Here is a 26,240-nt window from a genome sequence, read left to right on the forward strand (position 1 = left end):
TTCATGCAAACGAGAAAAAATGAAATTTGGGTTGGCGTGTTTTTGCTTCTGGCGCTGCTGGCCGCACTGTTTATCTGCCTGCGAGCGGCGGACATCACCTCTGTTCGCACCGAGCCGACGTATCGCGTCTACGCGACTTTCGATAATATCGGCGGCCTGAAGGCGCGCTCACCGGTCCGTATTGGTGGCGTCGTTATTGGACGTGTCGCTGACATTACGCTTGATGAGAAAACCTATCTGCCGCGCGTCGCAATGGATATCGAAGAACGCTATAACCACATTCCGGACACCAGCTCGCTCTCTATCCGCACCTCTGGCCTGCTGGGGGAGCAATATCTGGCCCTTAACGTTGGTTTTGAAGATCCTGAGCTGGGAACGTCTATCCTTAAAGACGGTAGCGTAATCCAGGATACCAAGTCAGCGATGGTGCTGGAAGATATGATTGGTCAGTTCCTTTACAACAGTAAAGGGGATGATAAAAAGTCTGACGATGCCCCTGCGCAGAGTGAAGACCACACCAACGTCGAACCGACGCCAGGCGCGACGAATTAATTTCAGGAGAAGTCATTCATGTTTAAACGACTGTTAATGGTTGCCATGCTGGTCATTGCCCCTCTAACCGCGGCGCACGCTGCGGATCAGAGTAACCCGTACAAACTGATGGATGAGGCCGCGAAGAAAACCTTCGACCGTCTTAAAAACGAACAGCCCAAAATCCGTTCTAACCCTGATTATCTGCGTGATGTGGTGGATCAGGAGCTGCTGCCGTATGTGCAGATCAAGTACGCGGGCGCACTGGTGCTGGGCCGTTACTACAAAGACGCGACCCCGGCGCAGCGCGAGGCTTACTTTGCGGCGTTCCGTGAATACCTGAAACAGGCTTACGGCCAGGCGCTGGCGATGTACCACGGGCAGACCTATCAGATTGCCCCTGAACAGCCGCTGGGCGATGCCACCATCATTCCTATCCGCGTGACGATTATCGATCCAAACGGTCGTCCACCGGTACGCCTGGACTTCCAGTGGCGTAAAAACAGCCAGACCGGAAACTGGCAGGCGTACGACATGATCGCTGAAGGCGTCAGCATGATCACCACTAAACAGAACGAGTGGAGCGATTTGCTGCGCACCAAAGGCATCGATGGCCTGACGGCTCAGCTTCAGTCCATCTCTCGTCAGAAAATTACCCTGGACGAGAAGAAGTAATGTCACAGCAGCTTAGCTGGGCGCGTGACGGCGAGACGTTGACGCTGACGGGAGAGCTGGATCAGGATCTGCTTAACCCGCTGTGGGACGCTCGCCATAACGCGATGCAGGGCGTGACGTTGATTGATCTCCATGGCGTCACGCGGGTAGATACCGCCGGTATCGCCCTGCTGGCGCACCTGGTGGCCACGGGCAAAAAGCAGGGGAGTAGCGTCACCCTGACGGGGGTAAGCGATAATGTCGTAACCCTTGCACAGCTTTACAATTTGCCTGAAGACGTATTACCTCGCTAACTTTTTCAGTACGTTACTTCCGAAAGCCCCGACAGTTTACGCGTCGGGGCTTTTTGCTTGTTTAAGACCGCGCCACTTTGCTCTAAGATGTTGAGCTTGTTTTCACTATCAGATGATGTAGACCCCATGGAAAATAATGAAATCCAGACAGTGCTGATGAATGCACTCTCCCTTCAGGAAGCCCACGTCTCTGGCGATGGCAGTCACTTCCAGGTTATTGCTGTGGGTGAGATGTTCGACGGAATGAGTCGCGTGAAGAAACAGCAGGCTGTGTACGCGCCGCTGATGGAATACATTGCGGATAACCGCATCCACGCCCTGTCGATTAAAGCGTTCACCCCACAGGAGTGGGCACGCGATCGCAAACTAAACGGTTTTTGAGCTGAGGGCGAAGCGCCCGCAGCACGGTTGAATTTATAAGAGAGCAAACGATGGATAAATTTCGTGTACAGGGACCCACGCGTCTCCAGGGCGAAGTCACAATTTCTGGCGCTAAAAACGCCGCGCTGCCCATTCTTTTCGCTGCGCTGCTCGCAGAAGAGCCGGTAGAGATCCAGAACGTACCGAAGCTGAAAGATATCGACACGACCATGAAGTTGCTCGGCCAGTTGGGCACCAAAGTGGAGCGTAACGGTTCCGTCTGGATCGATGCCAGCAACGTGAACAACTTCTCAGCGCCGTATGAGCTGGTGAAAACCATGCGTGCTTCCATCTGGGCGCTTGGCCCGCTGGTGGCGCGTTTCGGTCAGGGACAGGTTTCACTGCCGGGCGGATGCGCTATCGGCGCCCGTCCAGTCGACCTGCATATCTTCGGTCTGGAAAAGCTGGGCGCGGAGATCAAGCTGGAAGAGGGGTACGTTAAAGCGTCCGTCAATGGTCGCCTGAAAGGCGCGCACATTGTCATGGACAAAGTGAGCGTGGGCGCAACGGTAACCATCATGTCGGCTGCTACGCTGGCAGAAGGCACTACCATCATCGAAAACGCCGCCCGAGAGCCGGAAATCGTGGATACCGCGAACTTCCTGGTCGCGCTGGGGGCGAAGATCAGCGGGCAGGGCACAGACCGTATCACCATCGAAGGCGTTGAACGTCTGGGTGGTGGTGTGTACCGCGTACTGCCAGACCGTATCGAAACCGGTACTTTCCTGGTAGCGGCTGCCATTTCTGGCGGTAAGATTGTTTGTCGTAACGCACAACCGGATACCCTGGATGCGGTGCTGGCGAAACTGCGCGATGCGGGTGCGGACATTGAAATTGGTGAAGACTGGATCAGCCTCGATATGCACGGGCAGCGTCCTAAAGCCGTTAACGTGCGCACTGCGCCACATCCGGCATTCCCGACGGATATGCAGGCACAGTTCACCCTGTTGAACCTGGTGGCCGAAGGCACAGGCTTCATCACGGAAACTATCTTCGAAAACCGTTTCATGCACGTACCGGAACTGATCCGTATGGGTGCGCATGCTGAGATTGAAAGCAACACGGTCATTTGCCACGGCGTTGAAAAACTGTCCGGTGCGCAGGTGATGGCGACCGATCTGCGCGCGTCTGCGAGCCTCGTACTGGCAGGTTGTATTGCAGAAGGGACTACCGTTGTCGATCGTATCTACCACATCGATCGTGGTTACGAGCGTATTGAAGACAAACTGCGCGCGCTGGGTGCGAATATCGAGCGTGTGAAGGGCGAGTAATCGTTCCGGCACCCCCCTGCCAGAACAGGCCGGGGGATTGCTGTTCCTGTAAATCCGGGTGCATCAGTCCTGATGTGCTTTCTTCGCTTTGCTCTGGCGCATCATGCGCGTTCTGTCGATAAATTCATGAGTAATGGGATCGTGATAGCGTGACGGCCATATCACCCACGGATGCGTATCCAGCGCCGTCGCAATAATCAGTTCCCCCTTCGGCCATGGGCGGGTCAGGGCGTTTGCCAGCGTCGACGAGCTCAGCCCATGACGACGTGATTCGGCAGCCAGCGATGTCCCTTTTTTACGCAGTGCCGCAATAATGTCAGCAGAATGCCAGTCGATGAATTTTGTATCCATAATGCTGTCCTTGTGTTCGTTATCGTCCACGTCGTTTCGTGTGAAAAGACAGCATTACTATACTCACTTCGAACATCTGTTCTAAAAAGTTCATGTTACGAGAAGCAATATTCAGAATAAGGCACGGCTTTATACATACGGCCTGTAACCTGATGAGCTTACGCGTAAATGTAATTTATTGGTGCGTACTGGAACCTCCCTACGAGATCGCAGGGAGATGAGGAGGGGATTAACGGTCGCGCTGGACGGCGATGTGCGCGAGGCCGATTAGCGCATCACGCCATGGGCTGTCGGGAATGACCTGAATTGCGGCGATGGCTTTGTCTGCTTCTTCTTCAGCACGCTGACGCGTCCATTCAAGGGAACCACAGATGGCCATTGTTTCCAGTACCGGTTCCAGAAGATGGCGACCATTTCCCTGCTCGATAGCCTCCCGGATCATTTTCGCCTGCTCTGGTGTGCCATTGCGCATCGCGTGGAGCAGCGGCAGCGTTGGTTTGCCTTCGTTCAGGTCATCGCCAACGTTTTTACCGAGCGTTTCGCCATCCGCGCTGTAGTCCAGCAAATCATCAATCAGCTGGAACGCGGTGCCGAGGTAACGGCCGTAGTCCTGAAGCCCTTTTTCCTGAGCTTCGCTACAGCCAGCCAGAATGCCGGAGCACTGCGCGGCGGCTTCAAACAGACGTGCGGTCTTGCTGTAAATCACCCGCATATAGTTTTCTTCGGTGATATCCGGGTCGTTGACGTTCATCAACTGTAGGACTTCGCCTTCAGCGATAACGTTTACGGCTTCTGACATCACTTCCAGCACCTTCAGCGAGCCAAGGCTGGTCATCATCTGGAAGGCTCGGGTATAGATAAAATCCCCTACCAGAACGCTTGCCGCATTACCAAACGCGGCATTGGCGGTGGCTTTGCCACGACGCATGTCTGATTCATCCACAACATCGTCATGAAGCAGGGTGGCGGTGTGGATAAATTCGATCAGCGCCGCGATCGTGACGTGGGCATTTCCCTGATAGCCAACCGCGCGTGCGGCCAGAATGGCAATCATCGGACGAATACGTTTACCGCCGCCGCTGACGATGTAATAGCCCAACTGATTGATCAGCTGAACGTCAGAGTTGAGTTGCTCCAGGATTGCTGCATTCACACCCGCCATATCTTGCGCGGTTAACTCATTGATTTTTTCTAAATTCATCGCAAAAGCCGGGCTTTTTATCCTGTTTATCCCACACGAGATGGGTACACAAAGGGTTTCGGTTTATAAATAGTATTGCTGATTGTACTGAAAAAATGGCTCAGATAAACGTTACCGTACGTGTTGTGTTTTTTTTCTTCATGTATTGATGGTAGCACTTGTCAAAGGCTCGCGTTTTGCGTAATATTCGCGCCCTATTGTGAATATTTATAGCGCACTCTGAATCATACGAGGATGTGCGCGGAAGCGGAGTTTATATGTACGCGGTTTTCCAAAGTGGTGGTAAACAACACCGAGTAAGCGAAGGTCAGACCGTTCGCCTGGAAAAGCTGGACATCGCAACTGGCGAATCTGTTGAGTTCGCTGAAGTTCTGATGATCGCAAACGGTGAAGAAGTCAAAATCGGCGTTCCTTTCGTTGATGGCGGCGTTATCAAAGCTGAAGTTGTTGCTCACGGTCGTGGCGAGAAAGTTAAAATCGTTAAGTTTCGTCGTCGTAAACACTATCGTAAGCAGCAGGGCCACCGTCAGTGGTTCACTGATGTGAAAATTACTGGCATCAGCGCCTAAGACCTGAGGAGAGATTTAAATGGCACATAAAAAGGCTGGCGGCTCCACACGTAACGGTCGCGATTCAGAAGCTAAACGCCTGGGCGTTAAGCGTTTCGGTGGCGAATCCGTTCTGGCGGGTAGCATCATCGTTCGTCAGCGTGGCACCAAGTTCCACGCGGGTACCAACGTAGGTTGCGGTCGTGACCACACTCTGTTTGCTAAAGCAGACGGTAAAGTGAAATTTGAAGTTAAAGGCCCGAACAACCGTAAATACATCAGCATCGTTGCTGAGTAAGGTTTTCTCGGTCCGGTAACGGATTAAAGCCCCGCAACGTGTTGCGGGGCTTTTTACATTGGAAACCCGGAAAATTTTCTGTAGGGAAAACGGGCATGAAGCAGCAGGCCGGCATTGGTATTCTTTTGGCGCTCACTACCGCGATGTGCTGGGGTGCACTGCCAATTGCAATGAAGCAGGTACTGGAAGTGATGGAACCGCCCACGGTGGTGTTTTATCGCTTCCTGATGGCAAGTATAGGCCTGGGCGCCATTCTGGCCGTCAAAGGTAAGCTGCCACCGCTGCGCATCTTCCGAAAACCGCGCTGGCTGGTGTTACTGGCTATCGCGACGGGCGGTCTGTTCGGTAACTTCATTCTGTTCAGCTCTTCCCTGCAATATCTTAGCCCTACAGCGTCGCAGGTGATTGGTCAGCTATCACCGGTCGGCATGATGGTCGCCAGCGTATTCATCCTCAAGGAGAAGATGCGCGGTACGCAGATCATCGGGGCAAGCATGCTGCTTTGCGGTCTGGTGATGTTCTTTAACACCAGTCTGATCGAGATTTTTACCCGCCTGACGGATTACACCTGGGGTGTCATTTTTGGGGTGGGTGCAGCAACGGTCTGGGTGAGTTATGGCGTCGCGCAAAAGGTGTTATTGCGTCGTCTTGCCTCACAGCAGATCCTCTTTTTGCTGTACACTTTGTGTACACTGGCATTATTGCCGTTAGCTAAGCCGGGGGTGATTACCCAGCTCAGCGACTGGCAACTGGCGTGCCTCATTTTTTGTGGGCTGAACACGCTGGTCGGTTATGGCGCGCTGGCTGAAGCCATGGCGCGCTGGCAGGCAGCACAGGTGAGCGCCTTAATCACGCTTACCCCGCTGTTTACGCTGTTATTTTCAGATTTGTTATCAATGGCCTGGCCCGATGTCTTCGTCAAGCCGATGCTCAACCTGTTGGGTTATCTCGGTGCGTTTGTCGTGGTTGCGGGCGCGATGTATTCCGCCATTGGTCATCGTCTCTGGGGGCGTTGGCGCAAAAATGAAGCGGTTGTAATAGTCCCCCGCTCAGGCGAATGAGTTACGGAGAGTAAAATGAAGTTTGTTGATGAAGCGACGATTCTGGTCGTGGCAGGTGATGGCGGTAACGGTTGTGTAAGCTTCCGCCGTGAAAAATATATTCCTCGTGGCGGTCCTGACGGCGGTGACGGTGGGGACGGTGGCGACGTGTGGCTGGAGGCGGATGAAAACCTCAACACGCTGATCGACTACCGTTTCGAAAAATCTTTCCGCGCCGAACGTGGGCAGAACGGCCAGAGCCGCGACTGTACCGGTAAACGCGGTAAAGACGTGACGATCAAAGTGCCGGTAGGTACGCGTGTCATCGATCAGGGCACGGGCGAAACCATGGGTGATATGACCAAACACGGTCAGCGCCTGATGGTGGCGAAAGGCGGCTGGCACGGTCTGGGTAACAGCCGTTTCAAATCTTCCGTTAACCGTACCCCGCGTCAGAAAACCATGGGTACCCCGGGTGATAAGCGCGACCTGCAACTGGAACTGATGCTGCTGGCGGATGTGGGGATGCTGGGTATGCCAAACGCCGGTAAATCGACGTTTATCCGTGCGGTCTCTGCGGCGAAACCAAAAGTGGCGGATTATCCGTTTACGACACTGGTACCGAGCCTGGGCGTTGTCCGTATGGATAACGAGAAGAGCTTCGTGGTCGCTGACATCCCGGGTCTGATTGAAGGGGCAGCAGAAGGCGCCGGTCTGGGGATTCGCTTCCTGAAGCACCTTGAGCGTTGTCGCGTACTGTTGCACCTCATCGACATCGATCCAATCGACGGTTCCGATCCGGTTGAAAACGCCCGTATCATTATCGGTGAGCTGGAGAAATACAGTGAAAAACTGGCGCAAAAACCGCGCTGGCTGGTATTTAACAAGATCGACCTGATGGATAAAGCGGAAGCTGAAGCGAAAGCTAAAGCGATTGCCGAAGCGATGGGTTGGGAAGATAAGTACTACCTGATCTCTGCCGCCAGCCAGGTTGGCGTGAAAGATCTCTGCTGGGATGTGATGACCTTTATCATCGAGAATCCGGTTGTTCAGGCAGAAGAGGCGAAACAGCCTGAAAAAGTTGAATTCATGTGGGATGACTACCACCGCCAGCAGCTCGAAGAGCTGGAAGCGGATGAAGATGATGAAGACTGGGACGATGACTGGGATGAAGACGACGAAGAAGGCGTCGAGTTCATCTACAAGCACTAACCTCAGTATAAAGCCCCTTAACGGGGCTTTTTTTTATCCTATTTTCGCCGGTAACCAACAGCTGGCGATGAGGCCGCCCTCAGCGCCGTTCTCCAGCGTTAAATAGCCATGATGGAGCTGTACGATACGCTGTACGATGCTCAGCCCAAGGCCGCTGCCGCCGTAGCGCTGGTCGAGACGTCGGAAAGGTTCGGTGATCGACTGGCGGTGTGCCTCATCAATACCCGGCCCCTGATCGGTAACGCTCACCCGGGTACCGCTCTCCGTCGCTGTTAATGCCACTTCAATGGTTGTGCCTGCCGGGCTGTAGCGGGCGGCATTCTCCAGAAGGTTCCTTAGCATCAGACGTAACAGGACGGCGTCGCCCTGTACCGTCATCGCGCTGTGGGCCGGCCATATCACCGTATGCTCTTTGGCTTCATGCTCCAGGCTAAGCGGAGCAATGATCGTCTCAGTCCAGTTCACGGTATCGTAATGGCCGCTGGCCATCGCCTGTCCGGCACGCGCCAGCATCAGCAGCTGTTCCACCGTGTGCATCAACTGATCGATCCGGTTTATCAGTGGTGTGGCCTGCGGGGAACCGGACTGAGCCATCAGTTCCAGATGGAGCCTGATCCCCGCAAGCGGCGTACGTAACTCGTGTGCCGCATCGGCGGTAAACAGGCGTTCCTGTTGAATAGTGTGATCCAGCCGGGCGAGGAGTTGATTGAGCGATGTGGTCACAGCGCCTATCTCTTCCATATCAGAATACATCGGCAGGGGAGTCAGATTATCCGCCGAACGGTTCGCAAGGCTGACGCGAAGTTTGTTGAGTGGTCGGGTGATCCAGGTGACGGCCCAGAATGAGAAGAACAGGGTAAAACCGACCATCACCAGAGAAGGGACCAGCAGGGAGGCAATGGCTTCGCGGATCTCTTTTTCGACATGGTTGTTGCGCGCTTTCGCAGACAACGTTTCATTCACCAGAAAACCGATTTGCTCGCGGCTCTCATGCCACAGCCAGACTACGCTAACCAGTTGAAAAAATAGCAGTATAACCGCCAGCAACACCATTAATCGCCGGCGCATACTGTTCATTTCTGGCTCTCCAGACGGTAACCCACGCCACGTACGGTTTTGATGCGATCTTTACCGAGCTTGCGGCGCAGATTATGAATGTGAACTTCAAGCGTGTTTGATCCTGGATCGTCCTGCCAGGAGTAGATGTCCTGTTGCAGCGTTTCACGGTGCACGGTCTGCCCGCTGCGCATGATCAGACGCGTCAGCAGAGCGAACTCTTTTGGGGTCACTTCCACAGGCTGAGACTGGCGCAGCACCTGCTGAGTTTGCAGATTGAGGGTGATATCCCCGTCCGTCAGCAGGTTGTCGCTGTGGCCCTGATAGCGGCGGATTAACGCCCGTACGCGAGCCTGTAGCTCGGCAAGGGCGAAGGGTTTTACCAGATAATCGTCAGCGCCAGAATCCAGCCCGTTAATTCTGTCTTCAATGGCATCGCGGGCGGTGAGAATCAATACGGGATTCTCCACTCCGCGACGACGCCACTGGCAGAGCAGCGTCGCGCCGTCTTTATCCGGCAGTCCCAAATCCAGGATCACAAGGCTGTATTCTCCGCTCTGGATCAAGGCATCTGCTTCAGCCGCCGTGGCGGCACAATCCAGGGCGTAGCCCTCATTCCCCAGTGCCAGCGCTAACCCTTCCTGTAATAACAGATCGTCTTCAACTATCAGTAGTTTCATCGCTAGTTATTCTGGTAGATGTCCTTATAGAGCCTGCTTTCGAAACGCACCAGTGGAATGCGACGATTGCGCTGGTCAGCCGGTTCGACGGCATAGCCGGACAGATACTGCACAAAGGCCATGCGTTGCCCGCTGGCTGTCGTGATAAAACCGGCAAGGTTGTAAACGCCCTGCAGGGAACCCGTTTTGGCTGACACTTTGCCATCCACGCCTGCAGCGTGAAGGCCCGCACGGTACTGAAGTGACCCATCGTGTCCGGCGAGCGGAAGCATTGTAATAAAGTTTAGCTCAGCGTCATGCTGAGCGATGTACTGCAACACCTGCATCATGGTGGCCGGTGAGATCAGGTTATGGCGCGATAAACCGGAACCGTCGACAGCGATCGTATTGCCCAGATCGATACCCGCCTGCTGGCGCAGGATCTGACGTACGGCATCAGAACCGGCCCGCCAGGTTCCTGGCACACCAAAGCGCGCGTGTCCAATCATACGGAACACCGTGTCGGCAATCATGTTATCCGACTTTTTCAGCATAATCTTAAGCAAATCATGCAGTGGCGCGGACTGTTTGCTGGCAATCACCGTGCCTGGTTCATTCACCTGCGTCTGGCGCAGCAGCGTTCCGGTGTAGGTTATGCCCGCCTGCTTCAGTTCATCTTTAAAAATGGCACCGGCATAGCCTGCGCCATCCTGAATGGCAAAGGCCAGCGGGAGGGGATCGGCCCGCTGGGTCAGGCAGCCGGTGAGCGTATAGCGATTGAGATCGCCCGGTACCACGTCGAGCTCACAATACTGCGCCTCCGGGGAGCCTTTCGCCAGCGTCCGCACCTGGCTGAACATCGTGACCGGGTAGTAAGACGCCACGCGGATAAACGCTAAGTCATTGGGTTTTGGCGCGCTGTAAAGCGATACGGAGAAGCAGTTACGGTCAACGATGGCGGCGGCTGGCGGGGCGCTAAAGCACTGCGTCATGTCGTTCCATGGCCAGCCAGGCGCTTTATCGTGGCTGGCGAAAATGGAGGTGTCGATCAGCACGTTGCCATCAATTTTTGTTACGCCGGATTTTTTCAGTACCGCCACCATGTTGCGGACATCCTGGCGCTTAAAGGTGGGATCGCCACCAAAACGGGCGATAAGATCGCCTTTCAGTTCGCCACCCTCAACGTTACCTCTGGTTTCAAGGGTGGTAGTAAAACGGAAGTCAGGCCCGAGCTGGAGCAGGGCGGCGAGGGCAGTGATCACCTTCTGGGTACTGGCAGGCAGCGCCATCTGTTGACTGTGATAGTCAATCTCGGGAGCCTGCGCGCCAACCTTCTGCACCATCAGGGCAAGGTTCGCGCCGGCGGGCAGTTGATTAATGTACTCATCAACATTCGCGGCCTGAACGGTGAACGTTATACTGGTAGTCAATCCGATGATAAAACTGGAAAATCGCATAATCTCGCGCTAACAACCCGAAAACAAACCGTCATACTACGGTGCATGGCACTGTAAAGTAAACGATGACCCATAGTGAACTTCGCGGTAAAATGCGTATCAAATTGAAAAATTGCTGCTGACCTGGGGCGTTGCTCCCGGGTCGGTTTTCTTTTTGCTTCTGGCCTGTTCAGGTGGGCTGGAGCAGGGAACACTGCTCCCAACAGGAATGTTTAAGAGGTATAACAAATGCAAGCTATTCCGATGACCTTACGTGGTGCCGAAAAACTGCGCGAAGAGCTGGATTTTCTGAAATCCGTACGTCGCCCTGAAATCATCGCCGCTATCGCGGATGCGCGTGAGCATGGCGACCTGAAAGAGAATGCTGAATACCACGCGGCGCGTGAGCAGCAGGGTTTCTGCGAGGGGCGTATCAAAGATATCGAAGCGAAACTGTCCAACGCGCAGGTTATCGATATCACTAAAATGCCAAACAACGGTCGCGTGATCTTCGGCTCTACCGTCACCGTCCTGAATCTGGACAACGACGAAGAGCAAACCTATCGCATCGTGGGTGATGATGAAGCGGACTTCAAACAGAACCTGATTTCGGTGAACTCCCCGATTGCTCGCGGCCTGATTGGCAAAGAGCAGGATGATGTTGTGACTATCCGCACCCCAGGTGGCGAAGTGGAATACGAAATTATTAAGGTTGAATACCTGTAATTCGCTTCTCTTCTAAGATGTTGATACATTGTAAAGAAAAGAAAAAGGCCGCATAGCGGCCTTTTATCAACTCAAGGAGCATGGCATTTTGCTCGCCTGCTGAAAGAAATCCCTCGTTTCACACAGAAAATGTGTTTGATTCAGGATATCCTTAACGTGGCAGCGAGATTTTGCGCTCTTTAGATGGGCGATAGAGCACCAGCGTTTTACCGATGACCTGTACATTACAGGCGCCGGTTTCGCGCACGATGGCTTCCACGATCAGGTTTTTAGTGTCTCTGTCTTCAGAGGCGATTTTCACCTTGATCAGCTCGTGGTGTTCCAGCGCTTGTTCAATCTCGGCAAGCACCCCTTCGGTCAAACCATTGTTGCCAAGCATCACTACAGGCTTGAGCGGATGTGCCAGACCTTTAAGGTGCTGTTTTTGTTTAGTACTCAGATTCATCGTATATTTTTGCTTACGTTGGGATTGAAAACGGTTCATTCTACCGCCATCTCCCTAATATCGCCAAATAGCTGCGTAGAAATTTACGTCACAGGCAAGTAACGATGAACCAGGACGGAAATGTTAAATGACAGGTAAAAAGCGTTCTGCCAGCTCCAGCCGCTGGCTTCAGGAACACTTTAGCGATAAATATGTTCAACAGGCGCAGAAAAAGGGGTTACGTTCCCGCGCCTGGTTTAAACTTGATGAAATACAGCAAAGTGACAAACTTTTTAAACCGGGAATGACGGTGGTCGACCTCGGTGCGGCACCTGGCGGATGGTCCCAGTATGCGGTTACGCAGATCGGCGGAACGGGCCGAATCATCGCATGCGATCTTTTACCAATGGATCCCATCGTCGGTGTCGACTTCCTTCAGGGCGACTTTCGTGATGAATTAGTGCTTAAAGCATTACTTGATCGTGTAGGTGACAGTAAGGTCCAGGTTGTCATGTCGGATATGGCACCAAATATGTGTGGAACACCGGCGGTGGATATCCCCCGCGCCATGTATCTGGTGGAACTAGCGTTAGAAATGTGTCGTGATGTACTAGCGCCTGGTGGTAGTTTTGTTGTGAAGGTGTTTCAGGGCGAAGGTTTCGAGGAGTATCTTAAGGAAATTCGCTCCCTGTTTGCGAAGGTCAAAGTTCGTAAGCCGGACTCTTCCCGGGCCCGTTCCCGTGAAGTGTATATTGTAGCGACCGGGCGAAAATGATAACCGGTAGATTTCAGGCGAAAGTTTGAATGAAACTGGATATAGAGTATCCTGACGCTGTTTTTAACACAGTTGTAATATGAGGTTAATCCCTTGAGTGACATGGCGAAAAACCTAATACTCTGGCTGGTCATTGCCGTTGTGCTGATGTCAGTTTTCCAGAGCTTTGGGCCCAGCGAGTCGAATGGCCGCAAGGTGGATTATTCTACCTTCCTGCAAGAGGTCAATCAGGACCAGGTTCGCGAAGCGCGTATCAACGGACGTGAGATCAACGTTACCAAGAAAGATAGTAACCGTTACACGACTTACATTCCGGTGAACGATCCTAAGCTGCTTGATAACCTTCTGACCAAAAACGTCAAAGTGGTAGGCGAGCCGCCGGAAGAACCAAGCCTGCTGGCTTCTATCTTCATTTCCTGGTTCCCGATGCTGCTTCTTATCGGCGTCTGGATCTTCTTTATGCGCCAGATGCAGGGCGGTGGTGGCAAAGGTGCCATGTCGTTCGGTAAGAGCAAGGCGCGTATGCTGACGGAAGACCAGATCAAGACCACCTTTGCTGACGTAGCAGGTTGTGACGAAGCAAAAGAAGAGGTGGGTGAACTGGTTGAATACCTACGCGAGCCGAGCCGTTTCCAGAAACTGGGCGGTAAGATCCCGAAAGGCGTCCTGATGGTCGGCCCTCCGGGTACCGGTAAAACCCTGCTGGCAAAAGCCATCGCGGGTGAAGCGAAGGTGCCGTTCTTTACTATTTCAGGTTCTGACTTCGTTGAAATGTTCGTGGGTGTCGGTGCATCTCGTGTGCGTGACATGTTCGAGCAGGCTAAGAAGGCAGCACCGTGCATCATCTTCATCGATGAAATCGACGCCGTAGGCCGCCAGCGTGGCGCAGGCCTGGGTGGTGGTCACGATGAACGTGAGCAGACGCTGAACCAGATGCTGGTTGAGATGGACGGCTTCGAAGGTAACGAAGGTATCATCGTTATCGCGGCAACTAACCGTCCGGACGTACTTGACCCTGCGCTGCTGCGTCCAGGCCGTTTTGACCGTCAGGTTGTGGTCGGTCTGCCGGATGTTCGCGGTCGTGAACAGATTCTGAAAGTGCATATGCGACGCGTACCGCTGGCGCCAGATATCGACGCGGCAATCATCGCGCGTGGTACTCCAGGCTTCTCCGGTGCGGATCTGGCTAACCTGGTCAACGAAGCAGCCCTGTTTGCCGCTCGCGGTAACAAGCGCGTGGTGTCCATGGTGGAATTCGAGAAAGCGAAAGACAAAATCATGATGGGTGCGGAACGTCGCTCCATGGTGATGACGGAAGCGCAGAAAGAGTCCACGGCATATCACGAAGCGGGCCACGCGATTATCGGTCGTCTGGTGCCGGAACACGATCCCGTACACAAGGTGACGATTATTCCGCGCGGTCGTGCGCTGGGTGTGACCTTCTTCCTGCCTGAAGGCGACGCGATCAGCGCCAGCCGTCAGAAGCTGGAAAGCCAGATTTCAACCCTGTACGGCGGTCGTCTGGCTGAAGAGATTATCTACGGTGCGGAACATGTTTCCACCGGTGCGTCGAACGATATTAAAGTGGCGACAAACCTGGCGCGTAACATGGTGACTCAGTGGGGCTTCTCCGACAAACTCGGTCCGCTGCTGTATGCAGAGGAAGAGGGCGAAGTATTCCTGGGCCGCTCTGTGGCAAAAGCGAAACATATGTCCGATGAAACGGCACGTATCATCGATCAGGAAGTGAAAGCGCTGATTGAACGTAACTACGCTCGCGCCCGTCAGATCCTGAACGACAATATGGACATCCTGCATTCGATGAAAGATGCGCTCATGAAATATGAGACCATCGATGCACCGCAGATTGACGACCTGATGGCGCGCCGCGAAGTGCGTCCGCCAGCAGGCTGGGAAGACCCAGGCGCGTCTAACAATTCTGACAACAATGGCACCCCGCGTGCACCGCGTCCGGTCGATGAACCGCGTACGCCAAACCCGGGCAACACCATGTCAGAGCAGTTGGGCGACAAGTAAGTCACTGCTGTTGAAGCGTTTGTCTGTACATCAAACCCTGGAGCGTGCTCCGGGGTTTTTCTTTTTTATATAACCATGCAAATAACAGGGATTTAGCCATGAAACTCTTCGCCCAGGACTCGCATCTCGACCTTTCACATCCGCATGTGATGGGGATCCTGAATGTCACGCCTGATTCCTTCTCTGACGGCGGCACGCATAACTCGCTTATCGACGCGGTTAAACACGCGAATTTAATGATCAACGCGGGTGCCACCATCATTGACGTTGGAGGGGAGTCAACGCGGCCTGGCGCGGCGGAGGTTTCGTTGGAAGAAGAGCTGGCGCGCGTGGTGCCGGTGGTGGAGGCTATCGCCCGGCGCTTTGAAGTGTGGATCTCCGTTGATACCTCCAAACCCGAAGTGATCCGTGAAGTGGCGAGAGTGGGCGCTCACATTATCAATGATATCCGCTCGCTGACCGAGCCGGGTGCAATTGAAGCCGCCGCTGAAACCGGGCTACCGGTGTGTCTGATGCATATGCAGGGCCAGCCTAAGACAATGCAGGAGGCGCCAAAATATGAAGATGTGTTTGCCGACGTCACCCGCTTCTTTATTGAGCATATCGAACGCTGTGAACGTGCGGGTATCGCAAAAGAGAAATTGCTGCTCGACCCGGGCTTCGGTTTCGGTAAAAATCTCTCACACAATTACGCGTTGCTTGCGCGCTTATCAGAGTTTCATCAGTTCGGCCTGCCACTGCTGGTGGGAATGTCGAGAAAATCGATGATTGGTCAGTTGTTGAATGTCGGGCCGAACGAACGTCTGAGCGGCAGTCTGGCCTGCGCGGTGATTGCCGCGATGCAAGGTGCACACATCATTCGCGTCCATGACGTAAAAGAAACAGTAGAAGCCATGCGTGTGGTGGAAGCCACACTGGCAGCGAAGGAAAACAAACGCTATGAGTAATCGTAAATATTTTGGTACCGATGGCATCCGTGGGCGCGTAGGCGATGCGCCAATTACCCCTGACTTTGTCCTGAAGCTGGGTTGGGCGGCGGGTAAGGTACTGGCGCGTCATGGCTCCCGTAAGATCATTATTGGTAAAGATACCCGTATTTCGGGTTATATGCTGGAGTCCGCGCTGGAAGCCGGGCTGGCGGCGGCGGGGCTTTCAGCTTCCTTTACGGGGCCAATGCCGACCCCTGCTGTTGCCTATCTGACTCGTACCTTCCGTGCGGAAGCGGGCATCGTCATTTCAGCTTCTCATAATCCGTTCTATGACAACGGTATCAAATTCTTCTCCATCGACGGCACTAAACTGCCGGATGACGTGGAAGAGGCGATTGAAGCGGAAATGGAGAAAGAGATCACCTGTGTCGACTCCGCTGAGCTGGGTAAAGCCAACCGTATTGTCGATGCCGCAGGCCGCTACATTGAATTCTGCAAAGGCACGTTCCCGAATGAACTGAGCCTGGCACACCTCAAAATTGTGGTGGACTGTGCAAACGGTGCGACCTATCACATTGCGCCGAATGTTTTCCGCGAGCTGGGCGCGAAAGTGATCACCATCGGCTGCGAGCCGGACGGTCTGAACATCAATGAAGAAGTCGGCGCGACAGACGTGCGTGCCTTGCAGGCGCGTGTACTGGCTGAAAAAGCCGATCTGGGTATTGCCCTGGATGGCGATGGCGACCGTGTGATCATGGTTGACCACGAAGGTAACAAGGTCGACGGGGATCAGATCCTCTACATCATTGCGCGTGAAGGCCTGCGTCAGGGGCAACTGCGCGGTGGCGCGGTGGGCACGCTGATGAGCAATATGGGTCTGGAGCTGGCGCTGAAACAGCTGGGCATCCCGTTTGTTCGCGCGAAAGTGGGTGACCGCTACGTGCTGGAAAAACTTCAGGAAAAAGGCTGGCGCATTGGCGCGGAAAACTCCGGCCACGTGATCCTGCTCGATAAAACCACCACCGGTGACGGCATTGTGGCGGCGCTTCAGGTTGTTGCCGCGATGGCGCGTAACCATATGAGCCTGCACGATCTGTGCAGCGGCATGAAAATGTTCCCGCAGATCCTGGTGAACGTGCGTTTCACCGCTGGTAAAGGCGACCCGCTGGAAAATGATAACGTGAAAGCGGTGATGGCAGAGGTGGAAGCGACGCTTGGCAGCCGTGGACGCGTCCTGCTGCGTAAGTCGGGTACCGAGCCGCTGATCCGCGTGATGGTGGAAGGTGAAGACGAAGCGCAGGTAACTGAATTTGCGCACCGCATTGCGGATGCAGTGAAAGCTGCATAATCTTTCAGAATAAGTGTTTAAAAAGGCGGCGTTTGCCGCCTTTGTTTTAAGCAATTAATGGCTTTTTGCTGTTTTTTTCCGCAGTTGATACAATGCCTCGAAAATGCCCTTGCGAAGGTGATTCGCTTTGGTTAGTATTCACACCCGCTTCAGTGGGAAACAAAATCCTGCTAATTGGTCGAAGCATTGGTATGCGGCAAATCCGCAAGGAACAGGTTGATTATGTACGAAGCTCTTTTAGTTATTTTCCTTATTGTAGCCATCGCTCTCGTAGCGCTGATTATGCTGCAGCAAGGTAAAGGCGCTGATATGGGAGCCTCCTTCGGAGCAGGCGCTTCCGGTACGCTGTTCGGTTCAAGTGGTTCTGCGAACTTCATGACCCGTACGACGGCGATTCTGGCTACGCTGTTCTTCATCATCAGTCTGGTGCTGGGCAATATCAATAGCAACAAGACCAGTAAAGGAAGCGAGTGGGAAAACCTGAGCGCGCCAGCAAAAACTGAGCAAACTCAGCCAGCTGCACCGGCTAAGCCAACCAGCGATATCCCGCAGTAAGTATTCAGTACCGAGGTGGTGGAATTGGTAGACACGCTACCTTGAGGTGGTAGTGCCCTAACGGGCTTGTGGGTTCGAGTCCCATCCTCGGTACCAATATTCCAGAAGAAAGACGTCGCGAGACGTCTTTTTTTTCGTCTGTACATTCTGTGTTTCCGATCTATTGTAGGGCGGGTAAGCGCAGCGCCGCCCGCCGTTTTGCCCGGTGGCGCTGCGCTTACCGGGCCTACGAAGACCACAAAAAAGGCGCCCATTGGGCGCCTTTTGCATGTCTTGCTGTCGATTACTTCTTATCGCTGTGTTCCAGGTTCTCAACCTGCGGCAGACCATTACCGGAATTCGCGGAGAGCAGGCCATTCTCAACATAGTTGAACAGCTTCTCACGGGTATCGGTGATGTCCAGGTTACGCATGGTCAGCTGGCCAATACGATCGTCCGGAGAGAATACTGACTCACCTTTCTCCATGGTCAGACGTTCTGCTTTATAGGTCAGGTTGTCAGACACGGTATTGAGGATGGAGTAATCATTGCCGCGACGCAGTTCCAGCGTCACTTCGCCGGTGATTGCGCTCGCCACCCAACGTTGCAGGGCGTCACGCAGCATCAGCGCTTGTGGATCAAACCAGCGACCCTGATACAGCAGTTTGCCCAGCTGACGGCCATGAGCGTGATACTGCTCAATGGTGTCTTCGTTGTGAATACCGGTCAGCAGACGCTCGTAAGCGATGTGCAGCAGCGCCATCCCCGGAGCTTCGTAAATGCCACGGCTTTTCGCTTCGATGATACGGTTTTCGATCTGATCGCTCATACCCAGACCGTGACGACCGCCGATGCGGTTTGCTTCCAGCATCAGTTCAACATCGTCTGAGAAGGTTTTACCGTTCAGGGCAACCGGATGACCGCGTTCGAAACGCACGGTCACTTCTTCCGCCGGGATCTTCACGTTCTCATCCCAGAATTTTACGCCCATGATCGGGTTAACAATTTTTACGCTGGAGTTCAGGAATTCCAGGTCTTTCGCTTCGTGCGTCGCACCCAGCATGTTGGAGTCGGTTGAGTAGGCTTTCTCAACGGACATCTTATAGTCAAAGCCGCAGGCAATCATAAACTCAGACATTTCATGACGGCCACCCAGTTCGTCGATGAAGTCGGTATCCAGCCACGGTTTGTAGATCTGCAACTCGGCGTTGGTCAGCAGACCGTAACGATAGAAACGTTCAATATCGTTGCCTTTATAGGTACTGCCATCACCCCAGATGTTCACGCCATCTTCTTTCATGGCGGCGACCAGCATGGTGCCGGTGACAGCACGACCCAGCGGAGTGGTATTAAAATAGGTCAGGCCGCCGGTAGTGTTATGAAAAGCACCGCACTGGATAGCGGCAATGCCTTCAGCGACCAGTTGCTTACGGCAGTCAATCAGACGTGCGTTCTCTGCGCCATACTCCATGGCACGACGAGGGATCGCGTCATAATCTTCCTCGTCCGGCTGACCCAGGTTCGCAGTATATGCATACGGAACCGCTCCCTTCTGGCGCATCCACAGCAGTGCAGCGCTGGTATCCAGGCCGCCTGAGAAAGCGATGCCAATACGTTGTCCTACCGGAAGATGCTTGAGAATCGTCGTCATAGAATAAAACCCTGCTTGATTGACTGATTAGAGACCGCTTTCGCTCTCTTGTGCATTTTTATGCAAAATAAGTGAGTATTCATTTAATCATCTTTTGTCGAAGACCGAAAGAGACTCGTGCGTTTTTTGTAAAAAATTTGGTCTGTTCTGTCTGGCAGAAGCTGGGTTGACAGGTGGGGTCAACTATCAATATACTAAACGCCGATTTTACGTCCCGTCTTCGGTACCAAATCCCAGCATTATTTGCAAATTCTGTCCAAAACGCGTAGAATTTGCCACGTTTCAGGCGCGGGGTGGAGCAGCCTGGTAGCTCGTCGGGCTCATAACCCGAAGGTCGTCGGTTCAAATCCGGCCCCCGCAACCACTTTCCTATAAAGTTCTTTTTCAAATATACTGTGAAGACTTAGAGCCTTCGTAGCTGGATTTGAAAAAATTCTTTCGGAAAGTGCTCCAGGCCACAGTTGTGGCTATAGGGTTCAGTTATCTAAAGCCCCGATTTATCGGGGTTTTTTGTTATCTGACTACAGAATAACTGGGCTTTACGCCCTTTTTTTATGTCTTGGGGGTGGGCTTGTCCACATTAGAGCAAAAATTAACAGAGATGATTACTGCACCGGTCGAAGCACTGGGCTACGAACTGGTCGGCATCGAATTCGTTCGCGGCCGCACATCGACGCTGCGCATCTATATTGATAGTGAAGATGGCATCAATGTTGATGATTGTGCTGATGTCAGCCACCAGGTGAGTGCGGTTCTTGATGTTGAAGATCCGATTACCGTTGCGTACAACCTGGAAGTTTCCTCACCTGGCCTCGATCGTCCGATGTTCACGGCCGAGCACTATGTGCGCTTTACCGGTGAAGAAGTGGCTCTCGTTCTGCGTATGGCCGTACAGAACCGCCGTAAATGGCAGGGAATTATCAAAGCCGTTGATGGTGAAATGATCACGGTGACAGTCGAAGGCAAAGATGAAGTGTTCGCGCTGAGTAATATCCAGAAGGCGAACCTGGTTCCCCACTTTTAACAGTCTGGATTGAGGTGAAAAGCCCGCGATGAACAAAGAAATTTTGGCTGTTGTTGAAGCCGTCTCCAACGAGAAATCACTGCCGCGTGAGAAGATTTTCGAAGCGCTGGAAAGTGCACTGGCTACAGCAACCAAGAAAAAATACGAACAAGAGATCGATGTTCGCGTAGAAATCGATCGTAAAAGCGGTGACTTCGATACATTTCGTCGTTGGGTAATCGTTGAAGAAGTGACCCAACCGACCAAAGAGATCACCCTGGAAGCGGCACGTTTTGAAGACGAAAGTCTGAACGTGGGTGACTACGTTGAAGATCAGATTGAATCTGTCACCTTCGACCGTATCACCACCCAGACCGCGAAGCAGGTTATCGTGCAGAAAGTTCGCGAAGCCGAGCGCGCGCTGGTTGTCGATCAGTTCCGCGATCAGGAAGGCGAAATCATCACTGGCGTGGTGAAGAAAGTGAACCGCGATAACATCTCTCTGGAGATCAAATCCGAAGGGCTGCCGGGTAACGCTGAAGCCGTTATCCTGCGTGAAGACATGCTGCCGCGTGAAAACTTCCGCCCAGGCGACCGTATTCGTGGTGTGCTGTATGCCGTACGTCCTGAAGCACGTGGTGCACAGCTGTTCGTGACGCGTTCTAAACCAGAAATGCTGGTTGAACTGTTCCGTATCGAAGTGCCGGAAATCGGCGAAGAAGTTATCGAAATCAAAGCGGCGGCCCGCGATCCGGGCTCCCGTGCGAAAATTGCGGTGAAAACCAACGACAAGCGTATCGACCCGGTCGGTGCTTGCGTCGGTATGCGTGGCGCACGTGTTCAGGCGGTTTCTACCGAACTGGGCGGCGAGCGTATTGATATCGTTCTGTGGGACGACAATCCGGCGCAGTTCGTGATCAACGCAATGGCACCGGCTGATGTGGCGTCTATCGTTGTTGACGAAGACAAACACACCATGGATATCGCTGTAGAAGCGGGCAACCTGGCGCAGGCGATTGGCCGTAACGGTCAGAACGTACGTCTGGCGTCACAGCTGAGCGGCTGGGAACTCAACGTGATGACCGTTGATGACCTTCAGGCCAAGCATCAGGCTGAAGCCCACGCGGCGATCGATACCTTCACCAAATACCTGGACATTGACGAAGACTTCGCCACTGTGCTGGTTGAAGAAGGTTTCTCTACGCTGGAAGAACTGGCCTACGTGCCAATGAAAGAGCTGCTGGAAATTGACGGTCTGGATGAACCAACCGTTGAAGCCCTGCGTGAACGCGCTAAAAACGCACTGACCACCCTGGCGCTGGCTCAGGAAGAAAGCCTTGGCGATAAGAAGCCGGCTGATGACCTGCTGAATCTGGAAGGTCTTGATCGTGCGATTGCGTTCAAGCTGGCTGCCCGTGGTGTTTGTACGCTGGAAGATCTCGCTGAGCAAGGCGTTGATGACCTGGCTGATATCGAAGGTTTAACCGACGAGAAAGCCGGCGAACTCATCATGGCCGCACGTAATATTTGCTGGTTCGGCGACGAAGCGTAATAAACTGTAGCAGGAAGGAACAGCATGACTGATGTAACTGTAAAATCGCTGGCTGCTGAGATTCAGACCTCCGTGGACCGCCTGGTACAGCAATTTGCTGATGCAGGGATCCCGAAGGCCGCTGATGACTCGGTGACCGCGCAAGAAAAACAAACCTTGTTAGCGCACCTGAACCGTGAACACGGCTCTACGCCTGACAAGTTAACGCTGCAGCGCAAAACGCGTAGCACGTTGAACATCCCTGGTACCGGTGGCAAAAGCAAATCGGTACAAATTGAAGTCCGCAAGACGCGCACCTTTGTAAAACGTGATCCGCAAGAGGCAGAACGCCTTGCTGCGGAAGAGCAGGCACAGCGTGAAGCGGAAGAACAAGCTCAGCGTGAGGCAGAAGCCACTGCTAAACGCGAAGCAGAATTAAAAGCTGAACGTGAGGCCGCAGAAAAAGCGAAACGCGACGCCGGTGAAAAAGCGAAGCGTGACGCTGCGGAAAAAGACAAAGTGAGCAATCAACAGACCGACGAAATGACCAAAACTGCCCAGGCTGAAAAAGCCCGCCGTGAAAATGAAGCTGCCGAGCTGAAGCGTAAAGCGGAAGAAGAAGCCCGCCGCAAGCTTGAAGAAGAAGCTCGCCGCGTCGCCGAAGAAGCGCGTCGCATGGCAGAAGAAAACGAGAAGAACGGTGTGAATACCGCTGAACCAACTGAAGACAACAGCGATTATCACGTCACCACCTCTCAGCATGCACGTCAGGCAGAAGACGATAACGACCGTGAAGTTGAAGGTGGTCGTGGCCGTACTCGCAGTACAAAAGCGGCGCGTCCTGCGAAAAAAGGTAACAAGCACGCTGAATCTAAAGCTGACCGTGAAGAAGCACGTGCAGCGGTTCGCGGTGGTAAAGGCGGTAAGCGTAAAGGTTCCGCTCTGCAGCAGGGCTTCCAGAAGCCAGCTCAGGCCGTTAACCGTGATGTTGTGATCGGCGAAACCATCACCGTTGGCGAACTGGCTAACAAGATGGCGGTAAAAGGCTCTCAGGTCATCAAAGCGATGATGAAGCTGGGCGCAATGGCCACCATCAACCAGGTCATCGACCAGGAAACCGCACAGCTGGTTGCCGAGGAGATGGGCCACAAAGTTATCCTGCGTCGTGAAAACGAGCTGGAAGAAGCAGTAATGAGCGACCGTGATACGGGCGCAGCGGCTGAACCGCGCGCACCGGTTGTGACCATCATGGGTCACGTTGACCACGGTAAAACCTCTCTGCTTGACTACATTCGTTCTACTAAGGTTGCCTCCGGCGAAGCGGGTGGTATTACCCAGCACATCGGTGCTTACCACGTAGAAACCGAAAACGGCATGATCACCTTCCTGGATACCCCAGGCCACGCAGCGTTTACCTCAATGCGTGCTCGTGGTGCTCAGGCAACGGATATCGTTGTTCTGGTTGTTGCTGCCGATGATGGCGTGATGCCACAGACCATTGAAGCTATCCAGCACGCGAAAGCGGCGCAGGTGCCTTTGGTTGTTGCAGTCAACAAAATCGATAAGCCAGAAGCCGATATGGATCGCGTTAAGAACGAACTGTCACAGTACGGCGTTATGCCGGAAGAGTGGGGCGGTGAAGCGCAGTTCATCCCTGTATCTGCAAAAGCAGGTACCGGTATCGACGACCTGCTGAACGCTATCCTGCTTCAGGCTGAAGTTCTGGAGCTGAAAGCGGTTCGTAAAGGTATGGCGAGCGGCGCGGTAATCGAATCCTTCCTGGATAAAGGTCGTGGTCCGGTTGCAACCGTTCTGGTTCGCGAAGGTACTCTGCACAAGGGCGACATCGTTCTGTGTGGTTTCGAATACGGTCGCGTTCGTGCGATGCGTAACGAACTGGGTCAGGAAGTGCTGGAAGCGGGTCCGTCCATCCCAGTGGAAATCCTCGGCCTGTCCGGTGTTCCGGCTGCCGGTGACGAAGTAACCGTGGTACGTGACGAGAAGAAAGCACGTGAAGTGGCGCTGTATCGTCAGGGTAAATTCCGTGAGGTGAAACTGGCTCGCCAGCAGAAATCTAAACTCGAGAACATGTTCGCCAACATGACTGAAGGCGAAGTTCACGAAGTGAACATCGTTCTGAAAGCGGACGTACAGGGTTCTGTGGAAGCGATCTCCGACTCCTTGCTGAAACTGTCTACCGACGAAGTGAAAGTGAAGATTATCGGTTCTGGCGTAGGTGGTATCACCGAAACCGACGCAACCCTGGCAGCTGCGTCCAACGCTATCCTGGTTGGCTTTAACGTTCGTGCTGACGCATCTGCGCGTAAAGTTATCGATGCTGAAAGCCTGGATCTGCGTTACTACTCCGTCATCTATAACCTGATTGACGAAGTGAAAGCAGCGATGAGCGGCATGCTGTCTCCTGAGCTGAAACAGCAGATCATCGGTCTGGCTGAAGTACGTGACGTGTTCAAATCACCGAAATTCGGTGCGATCGCGGGCTGTATGGTTACCGAAGGGACCATTAAGCGTCACAACCCAATCCGCGTACTGCGCGACAACGTGGTTATCTACGAAGGTGAGCTGGAATCCCTGCGCCGCTTCAAAGATGACGTTAACGAAGTTCGTAACGGCATGGAATGTGGTATCGGTGTTAAGAACTACAACGACGTTCGCGTTGGCGATATGATCGAAGTGTTCGAGATCATCGAAATTCAGCGTACCATCGCGTAATCTTCGTCAACTGAAGATTAATTAGCGTAGGCCGGGTAAGCGAAGCGCCACCCGGCAGTAATTTTAAAAAGGGGCTTAAGCCCCTTTTTTGTCTGGAGAATTTATTATGGCGAAAGAATTTGGTCGCCCACAGCGCGTCGCGCAGGAGATGCAGAAAGAGATCGCTCTCATTCTGCAACGTGAAATCAAAGATCCACGCGTGGGGATGATGACCACCGTGTCTGGCGTGGAAATGTCCCGCGACCTGGCGTACGCCAAAGTGTTTGTGACATTCCTGAATGACCAGGATGAAGACGCCGTGAAGAACGGCATTAAAGCGCTGCAGGAAGCCTCTGGTTTCATCCGCTCTCTGCTTGGCAAAGCGATGCGTCTGCGTATTGTGCCGGAGCTGACCTTCTTCTACGACAACTCGCTGGTTGAGGGTATGCGTATGTCCAACCTGGTGACCAGCGTGGTGAAACATGACGATGAGCGTCGTGTTAACCCGGCGGACGACAGCAAGGAGGACTGATGAGTCGTCCTCGTCGTCGCGGTCGTGACGTGCATGGCGTGCTGTTGTTGGATAAACCACAGGGCGCATCCAGCAACGACGTGCTGCAAAAAGTAAAGCGTATTTATAACGCCAATCGCGCGGGGCACACCGGCGCGCTGGATCCGCTGGCAACCGGGATGCTCCCGATCTGCCTGGGTGAAGCGACAAAGTTTTCCCAGTATCTGCTGGATTCCGATAAGCGCTACCGCGTGATTGCCAAACTGGGCCAGCGCACGGACACTTCCGATGCGGATGGTCAGGTGGTTGAAGAGCGCCCGGTAACCTTCAGCGCAGAGCAACTTGATGCGGCGCTGGAGAGCTTCCGGGGCGACACAATGCAGGTGCCGTCGATGTATTCGGCGTTGAAATATCAGGGCAAGAAGCTTTACGAATATGCGCGTCAGGGCATTGACGTTCCGCGTGAAGCCCGTCCGATTACCGTGTATGAGCTGTTGTTCATTCGCCACGAAGGTGATGAGCTGGAGCTGGAAGTGCACTGCTCGAAAGGGACCTACATCCGCACCATCATTGACGACCTCGGTGAAAAGCTGGGCTGCGGCGCGCATGTGATTTATCTGCGTCGTCTGGCGGTCAGCAAGTATCCGGTCGAACGTATGGTAACGCTTGAGCATCTGCACGCCCTGGCTGAACAGGCGCAAGCGCAGGGAATTGCGCCGGCAGATCTGCTGGATCCGCTGCTGATGCCAATGGACAGTCCGGCAGCAGATTTCCCGGTTGTTAATCTTCCTTTAACATCGTCCGTTTACTTTAAGAACGGAAACCCGGTCCGCACAACGGGGGCGCCGCTTGAGGGCCTGGTCCGTGTGACGGAAGGGGAGGAAGGCAAGTTTATCGGGATGGGCGAAATGGACGGTGAAGGGCGCGTTGCCCCGCGTCGTCTGGTCGTAGAATACCCGGTCGAAGCGTGACGGTGATAACGCCTCACCTTGCGATAAGCAGGGGAGACGAGTAGAATATCGCCGCTTAACGCCTGGTAAATTGTTTAACAATCTGCGGGGCGTACAT

27 protein-coding genes and 2 tRNA genes are annotated in these 26,240 nt (G+C 53.7%); 22 read left to right on the forward strand and 7 right to left on the reverse strand.

The window, feature by feature from the left end:
- Nucleotides 1–3 precede the first annotated feature (3 nt).
- From mlaD to murA, 5 genes are all read left to right on the forward strand, one after another.
- Nucleotides 4–552, forward strand: coding sequence for an outer membrane lipid asymmetry maintenance protein MlaD (gene mlaD / locus ACNQ0T_RS12915; RefSeq protein WP_022649526.1), 549 nt, complete (start codon nucleotides 4–6; stop codon nucleotides 550–552).
- Nucleotides 553–570: 18 nt separating this feature from the next.
- Nucleotides 571–1,206, forward strand: coding sequence for a phospholipid-binding protein MlaC (mlaC, locus tag ACNQ0T_RS12920; RefSeq protein ID WP_006812130.1), 636 nt, complete (start codon nucleotides 571–573; stop codon nucleotides 1,204–1,206).
- Complete coding sequence (mlaB, locus tag ACNQ0T_RS12925) at nucleotides 1,206–1,499, forward strand: lipid asymmetry maintenance protein MlaB (RefSeq protein WP_022649525.1); 294 nt, start codon at nucleotides 1,206–1,208, stop codon at nucleotides 1,497–1,499. Before mlaC ends, mlaB begins: the two co-directional genes overlap by 1 nt.
- A 126-nt stretch (nucleotides 1,500–1,625) precedes the next feature.
- Nucleotides 1,626–1,880, forward strand: coding sequence for a BolA family iron metabolism protein IbaG (ibaG, locus tag ACNQ0T_RS12930; protein ID WP_003861840.1), 255 nt, complete (start codon nucleotides 1,626–1,628; stop codon nucleotides 1,878–1,880).
- A gap of 50 nt (nucleotides 1,881–1,930) precedes the next feature.
- Nucleotides 1,931–3,190 (forward strand): UDP-N-acetylglucosamine 1-carboxyvinyltransferase, encoded by a 1,260-nt coding sequence (gene murA / locus ACNQ0T_RS12935; protein ID WP_006812128.1) that lies wholly within the window; start codon nucleotides 1,931–1,933, stop codon nucleotides 3,188–3,190.
- Between the two features lie 63 nt (nucleotides 3,191–3,253).
- Here the strand turns inward: murA and sfsB are convergent, their stop codons facing one another.
- Both sfsB and ispB read right to left on the reverse strand, forming a co-directional pair.
- Complete coding sequence (sfsB, locus tag ACNQ0T_RS12940; protein ID WP_022649524.1) at nucleotides 3,254–3,541, reverse strand: DNA-binding transcriptional regulator SfsB; 288 nt, start codon at nucleotides 3,539–3,541, stop codon at nucleotides 3,254–3,256.
- 229 nt (nucleotides 3,542–3,770) lie between these two features.
- Nucleotides 3,771–4,742, reverse strand: a complete 972-nt coding sequence (ispB, locus tag ACNQ0T_RS12945; protein WP_006812126.1) for an octaprenyl diphosphate synthase — start codon at nucleotides 4,740–4,742, stop codon at nucleotides 3,771–3,773.
- Between the two features lie 257 nt (nucleotides 4,743–4,999).
- On the opposite strand from ispB, the gene rplU reads away from it, so the two are divergent.
- The 4 genes from rplU (at nucleotide 5,000) to cgtA (ending at nucleotide 7,840) form a co-directional block, all read left to right on the forward strand.
- A complete protein-coding gene (gene rplU / locus ACNQ0T_RS12950) occupies nucleotides 5,000–5,311 on the forward strand; it encodes a 50S ribosomal protein L21 (protein ID WP_003025032.1) in 312 nt (103 codons plus the stop codon).
- A 19-nt stretch (nucleotides 5,312–5,330) separates the two neighbouring features.
- Complete coding sequence (rpmA, locus tag ACNQ0T_RS12955) at nucleotides 5,331–5,588, forward strand: 50S ribosomal protein L27 (protein ID WP_003861831.1); 258 nt, start codon at nucleotides 5,331–5,333, stop codon at nucleotides 5,586–5,588.
- A gap of 95 nt (nucleotides 5,589–5,683) precedes the next feature.
- Entirely contained in the window at nucleotides 5,684–6,649 is a 966-nt protein-coding gene (locus ACNQ0T_RS12960; RefSeq protein WP_003861826.1) for a DMT family transporter, read from the forward strand.
- Nucleotides 6,650–6,664: 15 nt separating this feature from the next.
- On the forward strand, nucleotides 6,665–7,840 hold the full coding sequence (cgtA, locus tag ACNQ0T_RS12965) for an Obg family GTPase CgtA (protein WP_046620879.1): 1,176 nt from the start codon (nucleotides 6,665–6,667) through the stop codon (nucleotides 7,838–7,840).
- 33 nt (nucleotides 7,841–7,873) lie between these two features.
- Here the strand turns inward: cgtA and pmrB are convergent, their stop codons facing one another.
- The 3 genes from pmrB to dacB are packed head-to-tail and all read right to left on the reverse strand — an operon-like array spanning nucleotide 7,874 to nucleotide 11,012.
- Nucleotides 7,874–8,917 carry a two-component system sensor histidine kinase PmrB gene (pmrB, locus tag ACNQ0T_RS12970; RefSeq protein ID WP_063163494.1) on the reverse strand — a complete coding sequence of 348 codons (1,044 nt, stop codon included), beginning with the start codon at nucleotides 8,915–8,917 and terminating at the stop codon, nucleotides 7,874–7,876.
- Complete coding sequence (gene pmrA / locus ACNQ0T_RS12975) at nucleotides 8,914–9,576, reverse strand: two-component system response regulator PmrA (RefSeq protein WP_003861819.1); 663 nt, start codon at nucleotides 9,574–9,576, stop codon at nucleotides 8,914–8,916. The genes pmrB and pmrA overlap by 4 nt, the downstream gene beginning before the upstream one ends.
- 2 nt (nucleotides 9,577–9,578) lie before the next feature.
- Nucleotides 9,579–11,012 (reverse strand): serine-type D-Ala-D-Ala carboxypeptidase, encoded by a 1,434-nt coding sequence (gene dacB / locus ACNQ0T_RS12980; RefSeq protein ID WP_003861817.1) that lies wholly within the window; start codon nucleotides 11,010–11,012, stop codon nucleotides 9,579–9,581.
- Nucleotides 11,013–11,240: 228 nt separating this feature from the next.
- On the opposite strand from dacB, the gene greA reads away from it, so the two are divergent.
- Complete coding sequence (gene greA, locus ACNQ0T_RS12985) at nucleotides 11,241–11,717, forward strand: transcription elongation factor GreA (protein WP_014171793.1); 477 nt, start codon at nucleotides 11,241–11,243, stop codon at nucleotides 11,715–11,717.
- A gap of 151 nt (nucleotides 11,718–11,868) precedes the next feature.
- On the opposite strand, the gene yhbY is transcribed toward greA, so the two are convergent.
- Nucleotides 11,869–12,162: a ribosome assembly RNA-binding protein YhbY gene (gene yhbY / locus ACNQ0T_RS12990; RefSeq protein ID WP_003861814.1), complete on the reverse strand. Its 294-nt coding sequence runs from the start codon at nucleotides 12,160–12,162 to the stop codon at nucleotides 11,869–11,871.
- 127 nt (nucleotides 12,163–12,289) lie between these two features.
- Here yhbY and rlmE point away from each other — a divergent pair, with 127 nt between their 5' ends.
- The 6 genes from rlmE to ACNQ0T_RS13020 all read left to right on the forward strand — a co-directional run bounded on the left by rlmE (nucleotide 12,290) and on the right by ACNQ0T_RS13020 (nucleotide 17,881).
- On the forward strand, nucleotides 12,290–12,916 hold the full coding sequence (gene rlmE / locus ACNQ0T_RS12995) for a 23S rRNA (uridine(2552)-2'-O)-methyltransferase RlmE (protein ID WP_003861812.1): 627 nt from the start codon (nucleotides 12,290–12,292) through the stop codon (nucleotides 12,914–12,916).
- Between the two features lie 102 nt (nucleotides 12,917–13,018).
- A complete protein-coding gene (gene ftsH, locus ACNQ0T_RS13000; protein ID WP_003861810.1) occupies nucleotides 13,019–14,953 on the forward strand; it encodes an ATP-dependent zinc metalloprotease FtsH in 1,935 nt (644 codons plus the stop codon).
- A 98-nt stretch (nucleotides 14,954–15,051) separates the two neighbouring features.
- Nucleotides 15,052–15,900, forward strand: coding sequence for a dihydropteroate synthase (gene folP, locus ACNQ0T_RS13005; protein WP_417930119.1), 849 nt, complete (start codon nucleotides 15,052–15,054; stop codon nucleotides 15,898–15,900).
- The gene (glmM, locus tag ACNQ0T_RS13010; protein ID WP_003861804.1) at nucleotides 15,893–17,230 is read left to right on the forward strand and encodes a phosphoglucosamine mutase; all 1,338 of its coding nucleotides are present in this window, start codon (nucleotides 15,893–15,895) and stop codon (nucleotides 17,228–17,230) included. Before folP ends, glmM begins: the two co-directional genes overlap by 8 nt.
- Nucleotides 17,231–17,452: 222 nt before the next feature.
- Nucleotides 17,453–17,785 (forward strand): preprotein translocase subunit SecG, encoded by a 333-nt coding sequence (secG, locus tag ACNQ0T_RS13015; protein WP_003861803.1) that lies wholly within the window; start codon nucleotides 17,453–17,455, stop codon nucleotides 17,783–17,785.
- A 9-nt stretch (nucleotides 17,786–17,794) separates the two neighbouring features.
- Nucleotides 17,795–17,881: transfer RNA gene (locus tag ACNQ0T_RS13020), tRNA-Leu, on the forward strand.
- 187 nt (nucleotides 17,882–18,068) lie between these two features.
- Here the strand turns inward: ACNQ0T_RS13020 and argG are convergent.
- Entirely contained in the window at nucleotides 18,069–19,415 is a 1,347-nt protein-coding gene (gene argG / locus ACNQ0T_RS13025) for an argininosuccinate synthase (protein ID WP_022649518.1), read from the reverse strand.
- 287 nt (nucleotides 19,416–19,702) lie between these two features.
- Between argG and ACNQ0T_RS13030 the strand changes: the two genes are divergently transcribed.
- From ACNQ0T_RS13030 to truB, 6 genes are all read left to right on the forward strand, one after another.
- A tRNA-Met gene (locus ACNQ0T_RS13030) sits at nucleotides 19,703–19,779 on the forward strand.
- Between the two features lie 207 nt (nucleotides 19,780–19,986).
- Complete coding sequence (rimP, locus tag ACNQ0T_RS13035; RefSeq protein ID WP_014833432.1) at nucleotides 19,987–20,439, forward strand: ribosome maturation factor RimP; 453 nt, start codon at nucleotides 19,987–19,989, stop codon at nucleotides 20,437–20,439.
- Between the two features lie 28 nt (nucleotides 20,440–20,467).
- Nucleotides 20,468–21,970 carry a transcription termination factor NusA gene (gene nusA, locus ACNQ0T_RS13040; RefSeq protein WP_003861798.1) on the forward strand — a complete coding sequence of 501 codons (1,503 nt, stop codon included), beginning with the start codon at nucleotides 20,468–20,470 and terminating at the stop codon, nucleotides 21,968–21,970.
- Between the two features lie 24 nt (nucleotides 21,971–21,994).
- Nucleotides 21,995–24,682 (forward strand): translation initiation factor IF-2, encoded by a 2,688-nt coding sequence (gene infB / locus ACNQ0T_RS13045; RefSeq protein ID WP_022649517.1) that lies wholly within the window; start codon nucleotides 21,995–21,997, stop codon nucleotides 24,680–24,682.
- A gap of 106 nt (nucleotides 24,683–24,788) precedes the next feature.
- Complete coding sequence (gene rbfA, locus ACNQ0T_RS13050) at nucleotides 24,789–25,193, forward strand: 30S ribosome-binding factor RbfA (protein ID WP_003861793.1); 405 nt, start codon at nucleotides 24,789–24,791, stop codon at nucleotides 25,191–25,193.
- A complete protein-coding gene (gene truB / locus ACNQ0T_RS13055) occupies nucleotides 25,193–26,143 on the forward strand; it encodes a tRNA pseudouridine(55) synthase TruB (RefSeq protein ID WP_023298718.1) in 951 nt (316 codons plus the stop codon). Before rbfA ends, truB begins: the two co-directional genes overlap by 1 nt.
- Nucleotides 26,144–26,240 lie beyond the last annotated feature (97 nt).

Origin of the sequence: Enterobacter cloacae complex sp.6700776 (assembly GCF_048284255.1) — a bacterium.
GTDB lineage: Bacteria > Pseudomonadota > Gammaproteobacteria > Enterobacterales > Enterobacteriaceae > Enterobacter > Enterobacter intestinihominis.